The 14051-nt window shown below is 63.4% G+C and carries 17 protein-coding genes; 15 read left to right on the forward strand and 2 right to left on the reverse strand.

Annotated elements, in window-relative coordinates; translation table 11 throughout:
- Nucleotides 1–371: 371 nt before the first annotated feature.
- The 10 genes from ACLP9N_RS14195 (at nucleotide 372) to ACLP9N_RS14240 (ending at nucleotide 9334) form a co-directional block, all read left to right on the forward strand.
- The gene (locus ACLP9N_RS14195) at nucleotides 372–740 is read left to right on the forward strand and encodes an STAS/SEC14 domain-containing protein (protein WP_442408012.1); all 369 of its coding nucleotides are present in this window, start codon (nucleotides 372–374) and stop codon (nucleotides 738–740) included.
- 514 nt (nucleotides 741–1254) lie between these two features.
- Complete coding sequence (locus ACLP9N_RS14200) at nucleotides 1255–2433, forward strand: cation:proton antiporter (RefSeq protein ID WP_442408013.1); 1179 nt, start codon at nucleotides 1255–1257, stop codon at nucleotides 2431–2433.
- Between the two features lie 311 nt (nucleotides 2434–2744).
- Nucleotides 2745–2996 carry a hypothetical protein gene (locus tag ACLP9N_RS14205; protein ID WP_442408014.1) on the forward strand — a complete coding sequence of 84 codons (252 nt, stop codon included), beginning with the start codon at nucleotides 2745–2747 and terminating at the stop codon, nucleotides 2994–2996.
- 139 nt (nucleotides 2997–3135) lie between these two features.
- The gene (locus tag ACLP9N_RS14210) at nucleotides 3136–4131 is read left to right on the forward strand and encodes an Acg family FMN-binding oxidoreductase (RefSeq protein WP_442408015.1); all 996 of its coding nucleotides are present in this window, start codon (nucleotides 3136–3138) and stop codon (nucleotides 4129–4131) included.
- 50 nt (nucleotides 4132–4181) lie between these two features.
- Nucleotides 4182–4760: an Rv1733c family protein gene (locus ACLP9N_RS14215; RefSeq protein ID WP_442408016.1), complete on the forward strand. Its 579-nt coding sequence runs from the start codon at nucleotides 4182–4184 to the stop codon at nucleotides 4758–4760.
- A gap of 72 nt (nucleotides 4761–4832) precedes the next feature.
- A complete protein-coding gene (locus ACLP9N_RS14220; protein WP_442408017.1) occupies nucleotides 4833–5957 on the forward strand; it encodes a 4Fe-4S dicluster domain-containing protein in 1125 nt (374 codons plus the stop codon).
- A complete protein-coding gene (locus ACLP9N_RS14225) occupies nucleotides 5950–6816 on the forward strand; it encodes an FAD/NAD(P)-binding protein (protein WP_442408018.1) in 867 nt (288 codons plus the stop codon). The genes ACLP9N_RS14220 and ACLP9N_RS14225 overlap by 8 nt, the downstream gene beginning before the upstream one ends.
- Nucleotides 6817–7575 carry an oxidoreductase gene (locus tag ACLP9N_RS14230; protein ID WP_442408019.1) on the forward strand — a complete coding sequence of 253 codons (759 nt, stop codon included), beginning with the start codon at nucleotides 6817–6819 and terminating at the stop codon, nucleotides 7573–7575.
- The gene (locus ACLP9N_RS14235) at nucleotides 7572–8864 is read left to right on the forward strand and encodes a Ni/Fe hydrogenase subunit alpha (protein WP_442408020.1); all 1293 of its coding nucleotides are present in this window, start codon (nucleotides 7572–7574) and stop codon (nucleotides 8862–8864) included. The genes ACLP9N_RS14230 and ACLP9N_RS14235 overlap by 4 nt, the downstream gene beginning before the upstream one ends.
- Nucleotides 8861–9334 carry a hydrogenase maturation protease gene (locus tag ACLP9N_RS14240; protein WP_442408021.1) on the forward strand — a complete coding sequence of 158 codons (474 nt, stop codon included), beginning with the start codon at nucleotides 8861–8863 and terminating at the stop codon, nucleotides 9332–9334. The genes ACLP9N_RS14235 and ACLP9N_RS14240 overlap by 4 nt, the downstream gene beginning before the upstream one ends.
- 7 nt (nucleotides 9335–9341) lie before the next feature.
- Here ACLP9N_RS14240 and ACLP9N_RS14245 read toward each other — a convergent pair whose 3' ends face one another.
- Together ACLP9N_RS14245 and ACLP9N_RS14250 are read right to left on the reverse strand one after the other, a co-directional pair.
- Nucleotides 9342–9746, reverse strand: a complete 405-nt coding sequence (locus ACLP9N_RS14245) for a DUF302 domain-containing protein (RefSeq protein ID WP_442408068.1) — start codon at nucleotides 9744–9746, stop codon at nucleotides 9342–9344.
- Nucleotides 9747–10084: 338 nt separating this feature from the next.
- Nucleotides 10085–10339 (reverse strand): hypothetical protein, encoded by a 255-nt coding sequence (locus ACLP9N_RS14250; RefSeq protein WP_442408022.1) that lies wholly within the window; start codon nucleotides 10337–10339, stop codon nucleotides 10085–10087.
- A gap of 398 nt (nucleotides 10340–10737) precedes the next feature.
- Here ACLP9N_RS14250 and ACLP9N_RS14255 point away from each other — a divergent pair, with 398 nt between their 5' ends.
- The 5 genes from ACLP9N_RS14255 (at nucleotide 10738) to ACLP9N_RS14275 (ending at nucleotide 13996) form a co-directional block, all read left to right on the forward strand.
- Nucleotides 10738–11286: a hypothetical protein gene (locus ACLP9N_RS14255; protein ID WP_442408023.1), complete on the forward strand. Its 549-nt coding sequence runs from the start codon at nucleotides 10738–10740 to the stop codon at nucleotides 11284–11286.
- Between the two features lie 373 nt (nucleotides 11287–11659).
- Nucleotides 11660–11926 carry a DUF1918 domain-containing protein gene (locus ACLP9N_RS14260; RefSeq protein WP_442408024.1) on the forward strand — a complete coding sequence of 89 codons (267 nt, stop codon included), beginning with the start codon at nucleotides 11660–11662 and terminating at the stop codon, nucleotides 11924–11926.
- 211 nt (nucleotides 11927–12137) lie between these two features.
- The gene (locus tag ACLP9N_RS14265; protein ID WP_442408025.1) at nucleotides 12138–12941 is read left to right on the forward strand and encodes a sigma 54 modulation/S30EA ribosomal C-terminal domain-containing protein; all 804 of its coding nucleotides are present in this window, start codon (nucleotides 12138–12140) and stop codon (nucleotides 12939–12941) included.
- Between the two features lie 150 nt (nucleotides 12942–13091).
- A complete protein-coding gene (locus ACLP9N_RS14270; protein ID WP_442408026.1) occupies nucleotides 13092–13547 on the forward strand; it encodes a DUF5709 domain-containing protein in 456 nt (151 codons plus the stop codon).
- Nucleotides 13548–13714: 167 nt separating this feature from the next.
- Complete coding sequence (locus ACLP9N_RS14275) at nucleotides 13715–13996, forward strand: DUF1876 domain-containing protein (RefSeq protein ID WP_442408027.1); 282 nt, start codon at nucleotides 13715–13717, stop codon at nucleotides 13994–13996.
- Nucleotides 13997–14051: the final 55 nt, after the last annotated feature.

Below are 14051 nucleotides of genomic sequence, written 5' to 3' on the forward strand. Positions count from 1 at the left end.
CCGTCACCGACTCCGCATCAAGGATTTCCCGCTGATCATCAGAGCGACCCTGCACCCCACAATCATCCCAAAAACCCACGATCAACCAGCCAACCGCCACGCGGGATTATTCAGGAGTCTCCTAGGCCGCTGTCCAATCGAGTCGTCCGGCGGTGCCTTAAGGCCGCAAGGTCATCACTCGGAGGCACAAGCGGTGGCCGCCAACCCCCAAACCGCCCTGGACGGCGAGCACGGTAGAGCCCAATTGAGTTCTTCATCGATGACTTTGGCCCCTACCCGCGGATGGCGGCAGCAGGCACCATTTCGAAAAGGGAGGCCAATTCCATCTCCGCTTGCGGCCTTCAACCGCCACGATCGTCTAGGAGCAGACCATGATCGAGTACGACCTGGATACCGCCCATTCCATCCTGGAGGTACGACCGAAGTCCGCGCTCGGCAAAGACGATTTCGTTGAGCTGGCAAACGCGGTTGACCCCCAGATCGAGGCAACCGGCGATCTTGCCGGCCTCATCATCAACGCTCCGGCGTTCCCGGGCTGGGACAGTTTCGGCGCGATGGTGACCCACTTTCGCTTCGTCCGGGATCACCAGAAGCACATCAAGAGAGTCGCGGTCGTCACCGACTCGCACCTCGGGGATGTCGCCGAGCATCTGGCATCGCACTTTGTGTCAGCGACGATTCGGCATTTTCCCGGTGAGCAGATCGAGCAAGCAAGGCAATGGATCATCAACGGCTCGTAACATATTGAGCCGCAATGTTGATAGGTCGCTGACCACATTGCTGTCTTGGACACCGTGAAGCCGGGTGATGTCCGCATGAGTGTGGTCGGGACGCGTCGGTTTCCACTGACCATTTTGATTGCCGTATAACGCGGCGCGATCGCGCCGCGCCGGGAAGGTGCTCATCCCGCTGCTGGACATTTTGCAGTCCGTGCGTGTGTTGGGGTTCTTGGCGAGGGCGGCCGCTGATTGCTGTTGGCAAGAACACGCAACTCCGCTAGATCCAACGCGGTTTTCGTATAATCCATCGACAATGATTGAGAATCGACTCCAATCAGCCATGTTCGGCGGCCCTGCTCCAAGGGCGAAGAGCCTTGTCGTGCAAGCATCGACCGGTCCTTTTAGCAAGACAACTCGAACTCCGAGTCTCGAATCCGATGATCGAAGGACGCAAGATGGCACGGTGGCGACCGGGAAGATGACCCCTACGGAACTGGAGACTTAGTGAGCTCGCCGCCGCAGAAGGGCAGCTGAGGTGGGGGGGTTCGGCTTCCACACGCTGGCGTTGCTGACCGCCGTTGGGCTGGCCGGTCCGCTACTGGCGGCGGTGCCGGGCTTGCGGATTCCGGTGATCATCGGTGAGCTGCTCGCGGGACTCGTCATCGGCAGAACCGGTTTCGGTCTCGTCGATGACGCCAACCCGACATTTCAGTTGTTGGCGAATATCGGATTCGCGCTGGTGATGTTTGTCGTGGGAACACATGTTCCGATCCGCGACCCCGCGATGCGCTCGGCGGCGCCGCGGGCGCTGGCCCGGGCGGTTCTGGTTGGTGCCGTCGCGGCGGCGCTCGGTGTCGGGGTAGCAGCGGTGTTCGGCACCGGCCACGCGGGGCTGTATGCGGTGTTGATGGCTTCGTCGTCGGCGGCGATGGCATTACCGGCGATCGATTCGCTGCGGTTGCAGGGGCCTCAAGTGCTGTCCGTGACCGTGCAGATCGCGATTGCGGACGCGTCGTGCATCGTGTTGCTGCCGTTGGTGATCGACCTCCCGCGAGCGCCGACGGCGGCATTGGGAGGGCTTGCGATCGCGGCCGGCGCGATGGTGTTTTTTGTGCTGCTGCGCGCGGTCGACCGAAAAGGCTGGCGTCAGCGCACGCACGACTACTCCAAGAAATACCGGTTCGCGCTGGAATTGCGGAGCAACTTGCTCGTTCTGTTCGCGCTGGCGGCGCTGGCCTCCAGCACCCATGTGTCGATCATGCTCGCCGGCTTCTCGTTGGGTTTGGTGATCGCCTTGGCCGGCGAGCCGCGGCGGCTGGCGCGTCAGTTGTTCGGCATCACCGAGGGGTTCTTCAGCCCACTGTTCTTCGTCTGGCTGGGCGCCTCGCTGCAAGTGCGCGAGCTGGGTGCGCACCCGAAACTCATTTTGCTTGGCGCAGGCCTGGGGCTGGGTGCTGTGCTGGCGCATTGCGCGGGAAGGCTACTCGGCCAGCCACTGCCGCTTGGGGTGCTGTCGGCCGCGCAGCTCGGCGTGCCGGTGGCCGCGGCCACCATCGGCACCGAGGAGCACCTCCTAGTCGCAGGCGAAGCTTCGGCCTTGATGTTCGGCGCCTTGCTGACGATCGCGTGCGCCTCGATCGCCGGCGCGTTGGCGGCGCGAGGCCAGAGCACTGGAGACGCGGATAAGCCCACCAAGACCGACGAGTCCAACTAGCGTGGCCGGTGTTCAAACAGGCCGCTATTCGGCCGTGTCGCGCTCCTGTGCTAGTTCCCTGGCCGCAAATGCGTCATACATTGACCTATCGGTCATCGCACCCTGCTGAAACGCCAGTGTTGCATAGCTATTGGGGTGCCAGACTACAGGGCCATTAGACCTTGGGGTCGCGGTGACGAAAGGCCCTTGGGGCTGGGACTTCGGCGTATTGGAAACTGCGACCGAAGCACTGCTGTCCGGTTTCGTTCGGCTCTACTGGCCGGATCAGTCGTGCGGTGGGATCGATCGTAAGGCTGATCGAGGAGGCCACGATGAGGTTCGCATCGTATGTGAGGCGGGTTGAGACGATGTACCGCGTGACCGACCGCTTGCACGGAGAGCGCACCGTCCGGGTCCCCGTTCACCAGATCGCACCCATAGTCTCGGCTTGGCTTGCGGAGCTGGACGTGCACAGCCCGCTGGTCGAGGATCTCGCACCGGCGGCGCGCTCTGGTGACTGGGCCGCAGCCTATGCCGTCGGTGACCAATTGTCCGTCGATGTGGCCGTTGCAGCCGCAGCGTAGCTTTCCAGCGAATTCATCGTGTCTGCGCGGACCGGTCGTGGCACAAAGTCCTTTTGGACTGGGGACGTCGTGCTCTCGTGCAGCCGGTGTGATTACGCGATCGTTGAAAGAACGACGTTCTAGGAAGGGGTCAATAGCCATGAACGTGCGCTTTCCCGACGCCGGCACAATCCGGACGGTCCTGGCTCTTGCATCTCGCGCTCCTTCCGTCCACAACACACAACCGTGGCGGTGGCTCGTGGGTGCGGAGAGCCTGCATCTCTACGCTGACGCGGACCGGCAACTGCCCAACACCGATCCCGATGGCAGAGATTTGATCGTGAGTTGTGGTGCAGCGCTAAACCACTGCGTTGTTGCTCTCGCGGCTGTTGGGTGGCAAGCCAAGGTGGCTCGCCTGCCCAATCCGGCCGAGCCCAGTCACCTTGCCGCGATCGAATTGGCCCGCTCAACCGCTGATTCCGTCGATATCGCTCTTGCCGCGGCGATACCGCGGCGACGAACCGACCGGCGCCACTATAGTTCCTGGCCCGTTCCGGTGGGCGATATTGCACTAATGGCCGCGCGGGCAGCTCGCAATGGGATAACGCTGTGCCAAGTTGAAGACACCGACAAGTTGAGAAAGATTGTGACTCAATCTATCTGGGATCACATGAGCCATGATTATCTCGCCGAAATCACCGCGTGGAGTGGACGCTACGCGTCGGTGGCCGGCGTTCCGGCCCGTAATGCGCCGAAATCCGACCCGACGGCGAAGATACCGGGTCGGTTTTTTGCCGGCCCTGCGCTGGCTATGGCGGAGGGCTCGTCGCCCGACGAGGACAATGCCGTGGTGCTTGCGCTCGGAACTCGGGCCGACGACCGGTTGGCCCAGTTGCGCGCCGGTGAGGCCACCAGCGTCGTGCTCCTCTCCGCGACCGCGATGGGCTTGGCCAGTTGCCCGGTCACTGAACCGCTCGAGGTGCCCGAAACACGCGAGGCGATCCGCGCGGATGTGTTCGGTGATGACTCCTATCCGCAGATGCTGCTACGTGTGGGCTGGGCGCCGATCAATGCGGACCCGTTGCCGTCGACGCCGCGACGCGAGCTCGCCGATTTCGTCGAGTGGATGGCGAACCGCGAACACAACGTGGAGTAACTAATGAAACATCGGAATCGTTGGGGCCTAAAGGGGCTAAGGGGTTTGTGATGGAGACATACGTGTTGGATCCGCGTTGCTGGCGGATCGGCCGCATCTTCTGCCGCAATCCGTTGCTTCGGCGTACCGATCGCATTGAAGCCTTGGTCACGTTGGTCGCCCTTATCGTCTCGCTGATCGCGATTCCCGTCGCCGGTGTGGCGGGCGCAGTGGTCTATGGCGCTCGTGACAGCAAATACACCCAGGAGGCGCATCAGCGACACGCGGTCACGGCAACGGTTACCGACGCCGGAACCGACCGGTCGGCTGCAACAGTGGCGCAGGCGAGGTGGCCGGTCGCGGCCGGCGAGCGCACCGGAGTGCTGGAACTCACCAGCGCGGGCAAGGTGGGCGATCGCATCAAAATCTGGGTGGACAACGACGGCAACCCAGTTGCCGCGCCAACCCCGACGTGGCGTGCCGTGAGCGATGCGGTTGCCACCGCACTGGCGATAATGCTGAGTGTGGGTTTTTGGCTGACATTCCTCGTGACCAGCATGCGCTCACGGCTGGATCGAGCACGCGACGCTCAATGGGAGCGTGAGATCAGGTGCTTGCAGGAAGACGGCGGCCGGACGAGTCAGCACTAGTGCTCGCCGGGCGCAGGCTGATGGAACAATCGCCCCTATGCAGAGTGCGTTATTCGGGCGGATGATGTGTCGATGACTGGACACGATGAAGCCTCCGATGCCGCGTTGTTGGACACGGCCGGGCTGCACAGTCTTGTCGAGGTATTGATCGAGCGAGGCTATCGCGTAGTCGGTCCGACGTTGCGGGACAACGCGATCGTGCTGGCCGAACTGCAATCGGCAGACGATCTTCCGCGGGGCTGGGGTGTCGATGTAGCCCCGGGGCATTACCGGCTGCGTCGCCGCGCCGATGACGCGGTGTTCGGGCATTCGGCCGGGCCCCAGTCCTGGAAACAGTTCCTTCACCCACCACGCCAACGGCTGTGGGCCGGTACGCGGGACGGCGCGGACGGCGCCCAAACCGAAGACGAGATCCCGAGGTACGCATTCCTCGGAGTGCGAGGATGCGACTTGGCCGCAATTGCCACCCTCGACCGGGTGCTCGGCCGGTCTGCCTATCCCGACAACTCTTTTGTCGGCCGTCGCCGCCAGGCCTTCGTCGTCGCGGTAAACTGCACGGAACCGGGCGGGCTGTGCTTCTGCACATCGATGGGCACCGGCCCTGCGGTCGGACCGGGCTACGACTTGGCCCTAACGGAGCTGCTCGGAGGTGACGTGCCGTCGTACCACGTCGACGTCGGCAGTGAAGAGGGTGCTGATGTGCTTGCGGAGGTGCCGCACCGGACGGCCGTTAGCGAGGAAAGCCGTTGTGCGCGTGCTGACGTCGAGGCCGCGGCCGATCGGATGGGCCGCCGGATGCCGGACGTGGATCTGCGGGAACTGCTTGTCCGGTCACGCGAGTCGCCGCAGTGGGACGAGGTGGCCAGTCGCTGCTTGACGTGCGGCAACTGCACGATGGTGTGCCCAACGTGCTTTTGTACCAGCACCGAAGACGTCAGCGACCTGACCGGTGAGCACGCCGAGCGCTGGCGGCACTGGGCGTCGTGTTTTGAGTTCGATTTCACCTACGTCCACGGCGGCGGCAGCGTCCGTCAGTCCGGCGCATCCCGCTACCGGCATTGGTTGACCCACAAGCTGGGCACCTGGCACGACCAGTTCGGCATGTCAGGTTGCGTGGGCTGCGGGCGATGCATCGCCTGGTGCCCGACCGGCATCGACATCACCGCGGAGATGAACAAAATGGCCGGCGATGGGTGACGGGGCGATCGGCTCCGCTGCACCGGCGTGGAACCGCTCTCCGATGGCGCCGGTCGCGTACCGGGTGCGCAGCCGCATGGTGGAGAGCCCGGATTCGGCGACGTTATGTCTGGTACCTGTCGACGAGACCCTGCGGTCTCCGGAGCCGGGTGAATTCATGATGCTCTACGCGTTCGGTGTCGGTGAGGCTGCGATCTCGATCAGCGGCGATCCCACCGTCGCTGACGGCTCGATCACGCACACGATTCGCGCGGTTGGGGCGGTCAGCAGCGCCTTGCACAATGCCGAACCGGGCGCCGTTGTCGGGGTGCGGGGTCCGTTCGGCACCACCTGGGGGTTGGCCGAGGCCGTCGGCCGCGATTTGGTCATGGTGGCCGGAGGCGTGGGGTTGTGCCCATTGCGTCCGGCGGTGCTGGTCGCGCTGGCCGAGCGGTCGCGCTATGGCAAGGTGACGCTCATCGTAGGTGCTCGCTCGCGGGCAGACTTCGTGTTCGCCGCCCAGCTCGAGAAGTGGGCCGAAGACCCGCAGATCGAACTACACGTCACAGTCGACGTCCCAGTCCAAGGTTGGCATGGGGAAGTCGGCCTGGTCACCGGGCCGCTGAACCGGCTGACGCTAGACCCCGATCGCACCACGGCGTTCCTGTGCGGGCCGGAGCCGATGCTGCGCTTCGGTGCCGAGGCCCTGTTGGCCAAAGGCGTGGCCGCCCAGGACATTCGAGTCTCGCTGGAACGAAACATGCAATGCGGAATCGGCTGGTGTGGTCACTGCCAGTTGGGCCCGCTATTGCTTTGCCGCGACGGCCCCGTCGTCGGTTACGACATTGCCGGCCCGTTGCTGCAGGTGAAGGAGCTTTAGATGAGCCCAACCACGCTGGCCGTGTGGAAGTTTGCTTCTTGCGATGGTTGTCAGCTGACCCTGCTGGACTGCGAGGACGAGTTGCTCACTCTTGCCGGCCAGGTCAAGATCGCCACCTTCGCCGAGGCGTCCAGCGCAATGGTCGGCGGGCCCTACGACGTGTCACTGGTCGAGGGTTCGATCACCACCCGGCACGACGAGGAGCGCATCCGCGAAATCCGCGATCAGTCGAAGGTGCTCGTCACCATCGGTGCGTGCGCGACCGCCGGGGGAGTGCAGGCACTGCGCAACTTCGCCGACATTGCCGAATTCACCTCTGTCGTGTATGCCAGACCCGAGTACATCGATACGCTGGCCACCTCCACGCCGGCCTCTGCGCACGTCAAGGTTGATTACCAGTTGCCGGGCTGCCCGATCGACCGCGGCCAACTGCTCGACACTCTGGCGGCGCTGCTGATCGGACGCAAACCGCGGCTGCCGGCGAAGACGGTGTGCACTGAGTGCAAACTCCGCGGGGTGACGTGTGTCGTCGTCGCCAACGGCACTCCCTGTCTGGGCCCGGTCACCCACGCCGGCTGCGGAGCGCTGTGCCCCAGGCACAATCGTGGCTGCTACGGGTGTTTCGGCCCGTCCGCGGCCCCGAGAACGGCAACGTTGATCCCGCTGCTTCGCCGCGACGGCATGTCCGACGGCGAAGTCGACCGGGTGTTCTCGACGTTCAACGTGACCAGTTTCACCTCCGAGCGGAGCAAGCAGTGACCCCGTCCACTCGTACTCTGGGTGTCGGCACGCTGACGCGGGTGGAAGGCGAAGGCGCGCTGCACGTCACGCTGAAGGACGGAGCGCTGGAAAGTGTCCAGCTCAACATCTATGAACCACCACGGTTTTTCGAAGCGTTCCTGCGCGGACGCGCCTACACCGAACCGCCGGACCTGACCGCGCGGGTCTGCGGAATTTGCCCGGTCGCCTATCAGGTCAGCGCCTGCAACGCGATCGAAGACGCCTGCGGCGTCGAAGTGGATGAGGAGCTCATCGCGTTGCGGCGCCTGCTGTATTGCGGTGAATGGATCAACAGTCATGCTCTGCACATCTACCTTTTGCACGCGCCGGACTTCCTGGGATATCCCGACATTATCGGCATGGCGCGCGACCACGCTGCGACCGTCGAGCGTGGGCTATCGCTGAAGAAGGCGGGCAACCAGCTGATGGAGTTCGTTGGCGGGCGGGCCATACACCCCGTCAATGTGCGGCTGGGCGGATTCTATTCTGTGCCAACGCGCTTGGAGTTCAATCCGGTCGCCGAACTGTTGCGGCGTGCGCTGGACAACGCAGTTGCCACCGTCGATTGGGTATCCGGATTCGATTTCCCCGACCTCGAGCTTGAGCACGAGTTCTTGGCACTTTCGGCACCCGGCCGATACCCGATCGAGAACGGCTCCATCGCGCGCGGCGCCGGCCCGCCGTTTCCGGTTGCCGATTTCACCGACCATGTCGTCGAGTCCCAGGTCCCGTACTCGACCGCCCTGCACGCGACACTCGATGGCGGCCGCTATCTGACCGGCCCGCTGGCGCGGTTTTCGTTGAACTCGTCGGCGCTGTCACCGATTGCAGCGCAGGCCGCCACTCGAGCCGGGCTATCCGGCGAATGCCGAAATCCCTTCCGCAGCATCATTGTCCGCGCTGTCGAAGTAGTCTATGCGATCGAAGAGGCACTGCGAATCATCGACGACTACCAGCGTCCGTCGCGGCCGTTCGTCGACGTCCCGGCGCGTGCCGGCGTCGGGCATGGCGTCAGTGAGGCACCCCGCGGACTGCTCTACCACCGATACCAGATCGACGAGGACGGACTGGTTTCCGCGGCGACGCTGATCCCGCCGACTTCGCAGAACCAAGCGGCGATCGAAGCCGACCTGGGCCGCCTCGTATCCGACAACATCTCTCTCGAGGACGCTGCGCTGACCACGCTCTGCGAGCAATTGATTCGCAGCCACGACCCTTGTATTTCATGCTCGGCGCACTTCTTGAGGCTCACGGTGCAGCGGGGATGACCGGTGGGATCGTCGTCATCGGTCTCGGCAACACCTACCGCACCGACGACGGCGTGGGCATCGCCGCCGCCGTCGCGCTAGACGAACTGGCGTTGCCTGGTGTTCGGGTGGTGATCGACGTTGCGGAGCCCATGAGTCTGCTCGAGGCATGGTCGGGTGTCAAGCTTGCCGTGGTTATCGACGCCGCGGTCGTGACTTCGCCAACGCCGGGCCGCATCCGTCGCTGCACGTTGAGTGATGTAGTTACCCCATGCGACGGGTTGAGTTCGCACAGCGTCGATATCGGTCGCGCTCATGCCTTGGGACACGTACTTCGACGAGTGCCCGACGCACTTGTGGTATTCACCGTCGAAGTGGCTGACACCCGTCACGGCTTCGGCTTGACCCCACAGGTCGCACGTTCAGTGCCGGAACTGGTCGGCATGGTAGTAAGCGAAATCAGGTGCAGCCAAGCAACTTCCGGCAGGTAGCTCTGGGCTATACGGTGGGACCCAGCGAGGCGATCGCGGCGCACAGCTTCTTGGTGACCTCATCGGCGATCGCCTTGAGCGTGAGGTCGCCGGTTATTTCGAGCAACAAACCCGGATTCATCGCCTCGACGATCACTCGAACTGGGTCACCCGGGTCGGTGCGCACCAACACGTTGCAGGGGAGCAGCAGCCCGATCTCACGGTCTTCGTTGATAGCCCGGTGAGTCAACGCCGGATTGCATGCAACGAGGATGAGGTAGTCCTCCATGTCGACGCCGAGCTTGGACTTCAACGCCGCTCTGACGTCTATTTCGGTCAACACGCCAAACCCGTTTTGCGTGAGTGCTTCTCGAGTGCGGCCGACAGCGTCGTCAAACTCGGTTGCCAAGTGTGTCGACAATTCATTGCTCATGATGAGTTCCTCGGCGTGGACCGCCGAAGCCGAACCGACCCGCCCGCTGCTGAGGCGTGCGCCCATGCGTCGTGGCTCGGACCTATTGTCGAGCATTCATGGCCGCACCTTTGTCGAGCATCTCGCGTTGACCGAGGTGAAGAAGTCACGGCCATCGTTGAGCAACTTCACATCCCATAGGGATCATCCGATCGTTTGAACGCTGCGTGCGATAGGGACGAAGGTCCCAACGGTTGGGGGCTTCCGTTAGCTGGGCGGAACGTGCAGGTGGGCTTGGCGTGACGGGCGCGCGACAAGGACGGGTCGTTGGGCCACCTTGTCGCAGTCGTGCTGGGGTGCTAGTTGCTTGGCGAGGGAAGGACCCCGCTGCGGACCGCTGGACCGATGTTGGACATGACCCGGTTTAGCAGGTCGTCGTATGCGGACCCGTCCGTCAGCAGCGCAGCCGGTCCGTGATGAAGTAGGTAAGCGTTGAGGCGCCGATCGATAGGCCAGTCGACGTAGATCTGTCCCGCGAACTCGGAAGCGAGGAATTCCCACGCGGTGGCATCAAGCTGAGATCCGGTCATTGCGTTGCCGTCAGTCGACGTCATCACCATTCCCTTCCTAACCCGTGACCCACTTCATCGTTTTCGAACCGGTAGTCCGTCGGTAGAGGCCAAAGTCATCACCGCGGCCGACCAGTGTCCTGGTGAAGACCGCCGGCGTTCTGCTGGTGTGCTGCGGGTGGGTCAACTTGCGATGCCCGCCGAAATTGCTGGCGCGATAGCACCGCGCCGCTGGGGGTGTTCTGCGGTCGTCGACTCCCAACTCGGTGATCCCACGATCGGCAATGCGACCGGCCTCTATGCCCTAAGTCCCTATTTCAAGAAGTTTGGGACTTCAGTCCCTTTTCGCCAAGCCCGGGACACGATCGGATGGAGTACCTAAGTGAGGCATCCTGTCCACCCGAACCTCGGGTTGACCAGGGGAGGAGCAAACGGCACCGACGATGACAGAAAACGTTCTCTCCGATGCACAGATCACCGCGCTGACAGCGGCGCAGCGACGCGAGCTAATTCGGCGTCTCGAGCGGCCCATGGCGGAACTGAGCCCAAAAGGCTTCGCAGCGAAGCTAACACAAGCACATCTGGGGCTGATGACTGGCGGCGCGGTGTTCATGATCCCCTGGATCATCTACCTCGGCTTTACGCTGCCTCAGAACTACACCGTCCGCGACTGGCCGTTGACGTGGTTGGGCTTTGACAGTTTGTTGGTCGTGTTCATGGCGGCGACGGCCATCCTGACCTGGCTGCATCGCCAGTTGCTCGTGTTGCCCGCTTTCACGACCGGAATACTCCTGCTCTGTGACGCGTGGTTCGACATCACGACGGCCAGTCCCGGCGAGCGTCGCGCCGCGGTGCTAACCGCGGTACTGGGAGGGCTCCCCCTGGCATTCGTTCTCATTGGCGGGGCCGTGAGCTTGATGCGCTTGAACGCGAGCCGGCTGTGGCTGCTCGATCCCGGCCAGTCCCTGTGGCGGTTGCCGCTGCTTTCCTAACGGCCGGCCGATCACCAAAGGGAGTGACGACGATGCTCGGAATTCTCAATTCCATTGAGATCGAGCCGCATGGACACACCGCCGACGGCCTGTAGCAGACGATGCGGACCAACGCGCCAAGTGTTTCGAGGTCGAACGGGTCGACGCAGGCGGTTCGAATCCCGTCCGCCGGCCACGGAAGACGCCGCGACACGGAGAGCATTGCCGTGATCGGCGATCACTGGTGGCCCGGCCGAGGCCACAGACCTGCCCAAATCTGGACCGCCAACCAAGGCGAAAGGGACCTTTGGCCATCCCAGCTGGTGACGTGATACCCCTCCTGCCAACCTGCCCACATGTGCACGATTGAACTTCTAAAGGAGAGGAGAAGGGCATGAAGGCGAAGGTCGGTGACTGGCTGGTGATCAAGTCCGGCACAATCGATCAGCCGGACCAGCGGGGGTTGATCACCGAAGTTCACTCACCGGATGGCGCGCCACCGTATGTGGTGCGGTGGCTCGCCACCGACCACGAGGCGACCGTATTTCCGGGCGCTGACGCAATCGTCGTCACGGCAGCGCAGCAGGCGGACGCTGACGAGCGTGCGCGACACCGGTTCGGGGCCGTACAGTCGATCATCTCCCACGCCAAAAGTGACTAGGGCGCTTTCGGATAGGGCGATGAAATTGGCGTCGACGGTTGGGTGGCCGGCTAAGGTTCGGCGCCGCGACGGGATGCTGGCTCACTTCAGCGTCGGCCGGATCGACGTCGCGCTTCTGCGCGCCCGGTTTAGTTCGATGTCACTTCTTCTCGCGCGGGCCGGTGACTTTTGGCCCTGGCCCGCAACCAGTTCCGTGACGTAGCACGTAAGTATGCGCCACAGAACAGAATTGCCACAGGCCATCGACGTTGAGGTGACAACGCATGACGAGCTTGCGGGAGCCGCAGAATACGCGCGCAGCAAAATCGGCGAGCTCGGGCGGTACGCCAGCCGGCCGGTACTGCGCGCCCGCGTCAGGCTGAGCAGGCACCGCGATCCGGCGGTGCAGCGGCCCGTGGTCGCGCAGGCCAATCTCGATGTCGATGGCCGGCCTGTCCGCGCTCAGGTCGACGCGGAGAACGCGCGAGAAGCGGTCGATCTTCTCGCGGCGCGGCTGCGCCGCCGCCTGGAACGCGCCGCCGAACGTGGGGAGGCACGTCGCGGCGAGCCGCCAGCGGGCGGTTCACATGAATGGCGGCACGATTCCGAGCCGACGCATCGGCCCGACTACTTCCCCCGTCCGGCGGACGAACGCCGTGTCATCCGTCGCAAGTCGTTCACGATGGCGCCGTGCACCCTCGACGAGGCCGCCCGTGAAATGGATCTTCTCGACTACGATTTTCACCTGTTTACTGAAAGAGGCACCGGCACTGCGGGCGTGCTGTACCGTGCCGGTGCGACGGGCTACCGCCTTGCGCTGGTAGCGCCCGCTCTGGCCGACCAGGTGAACCCAGCCGGGCTGTCCGTGACCATCAGCCGACAACCGGTGCCCTGTCTGACCGAGGAGGAAGCGGCCAACCGGCTGGGTCTGCTCGGTCTGCCGTTCCTGTTCTTTATCGACGCCGCCCAGGGGCGCGCGAGCGTGTTGTATCACCGCTACGACGGGCATTACGGCTTGATTACCCCCGCGGGCTAGACGTCTTGTAAGTCGGCGCATCCAGTGACCATTGTCCAGGGGCCAAAGGTCTTTACGCCCTTATTTCCGAGGGCGGATTGGCGGAACGTTGAGAATGCCGAGATGGTTCGAGGTTGCCACCGGCTCACGGTGAGAAGGAGTTGTTGAGTCATGAGTAGTCGAAATTTCGGCCTGGGGCCGGCGGCGGGCGAGTACAGCGCGGAATACGACGATCAGCTTCAACCAGAGGACACGCTGATCGACCGTGGCGTCGATGACGTACTGGACGAGGGATATTCGCCGCCCGAGCGACCGTACGGACGTGGTGCCTTCGGGCCGTCGGAAAGCATCGATGAGCACCTTGCAGAGGAAGAGCAAGATCCGCTGTCGCGAATCGGTGACCCGCTCGACGAAGAGGAACAGCAGCGGTCCGACGAAGCCGAGCGTGAAATCGAGTTTCCGCAGCGACGCGAGGTTGGTTCGGTGCGAGCGGGTCGACTTGTCGCGCCGGACAGGGGTTTTGGCGAAGACACAGAGGCAGAGCTGGTGGCCGAGGACGTCGGTATCAGTGGGGGAGCAGCGTCTGCCGAAGAGGCCGCCATTCACATCATCGACGACGGAGACTAATTCTGCCCGCGATCGGCTTAAAGAACAGACGAATGACCTCGCGACTCGGGACTTCCGCCCCTACCGCGCGCCTATCCGGTGATGGTCGCATCTAAAGCGTCGGTAAAAGATAGCTATCGGCTGATTCGGGCAATCCCGCTGGCGAGGCCGAGGCAAGGAGACTGGCGATGACAGGCAACGGTGACCGCACCAAGACGTGCCAAATCGACGTGCTGATCGAAGGGCAAGAAGAGCGCACCCGGGTAAAGGCGCGACTGTCCTGGGCAGGACAGACGCATGTCGGTGTCGGTCTGGCGCGACTCGATCCGGCCGACGAGCCGGTGGCCCAGATCGGCGACGAGCTTGCGATCGCCCGGGCGTTGTCCGATTTGGCTAATCAGCTGTTCGCTTTGACGTCAAGCGATATCCAAGCCAGTACCCACGAGCCGGTCACGGATCTGCACCACTGAGCAAGGGCCAAAACGATTTGCGACCGTGTTATCGCGTTCACGACGACCTTCCGCC

It is taken from the genome of Mycobacterium sp., assembly GCF_052144515.1.
In the GTDB taxonomy this organism is placed as follows: Bacteria; Actinomycetota; Actinomycetes; order Mycobacteriales; family Mycobacteriaceae; genus Mycobacterium.

Excerpts from the sequence above, each read along its gene's own strand:
- ACLP9N_RS14240 (WP_442408021.1), top strand. The coding sequence starts at position 8,861 with ATGACCGGTGGGATCGTCGTCATCGGTCTCGGCAACACCTACCGCACC.
- ACLP9N_RS14245 (WP_442408068.1), bottom strand. The coding sequence starts at position 9,746 with ATGAGCAATGAATTGTCGACACACTTGGCAACCGAGTTTGACGACGCT.
- ACLP9N_RS14210 (WP_442408015.1), top strand. The coding sequence starts at position 3,136 with ATGAACGTGCGCTTTCCCGACGCCGGCACAATCCGGACGGTCCTGGCT.
- ACLP9N_RS14230 (WP_442408019.1), top strand. The coding sequence starts at position 6,817 with ATGAGCCCAACCACGCTGGCCGTGTGGAAGTTTGCTTCTTGCGATGGT.
- ACLP9N_RS14275 (WP_442408027.1), top strand. The coding sequence starts at position 13,715 with ATGACAGGCAACGGTGACCGCACCAAGACGTGCCAAATCGACGTGCTG.
- ACLP9N_RS14270 (WP_442408026.1), top strand. The coding sequence starts at position 13,092 with ATGAGTAGTCGAAATTTCGGCCTGGGGCCGGCGGCGGGCGAGTACAGC.
- ACLP9N_RS14260 (WP_442408024.1), top strand. The coding sequence starts at position 11,660 with ATGAAGGCGAAGGTCGGTGACTGGCTGGTGATCAAGTCCGGCACAATC.
- ACLP9N_RS14195 (WP_442408012.1), top strand. The coding sequence starts at position 372 with ATGATCGAGTACGACCTGGATACCGCCCATTCCATCCTGGAGGTACGA.
- ACLP9N_RS14220 (WP_442408017.1), top strand. The coding sequence starts at position 4,833 with ATGACTGGACACGATGAAGCCTCCGATGCCGCGTTGTTGGACACGGCC.
- ACLP9N_RS14265 (WP_442408025.1), top strand. The coding sequence starts at position 12,138 with ATGCGCCACAGAACAGAATTGCCACAGGCCATCGACGTTGAGGTGACA.
- ACLP9N_RS14250 (WP_442408022.1), bottom strand. The coding sequence starts at position 10,339 with ATGACGTCGACTGACGGCAACGCAATGACCGGATCTCAGCTTGATGCC.
- ACLP9N_RS14205 (WP_442408014.1), top strand. The coding sequence starts at position 2,745 with ATGAGGTTCGCATCGTATGTGAGGCGGGTTGAGACGATGTACCGCGTG.
- ACLP9N_RS14225 (WP_442408018.1), top strand. The coding sequence starts at position 5,950 with ATGGGTGACGGGGCGATCGGCTCCGCTGCACCGGCGTGGAACCGCTCT.
- ACLP9N_RS14255 (WP_442408023.1), top strand. The coding sequence starts at position 10,738 with ATGACAGAAAACGTTCTCTCCGATGCACAGATCACCGCGCTGACAGCG.
- ACLP9N_RS14215 (WP_442408016.1), top strand. The coding sequence starts at position 4,182 with ATGGAGACATACGTGTTGGATCCGCGTTGCTGGCGGATCGGCCGCATC.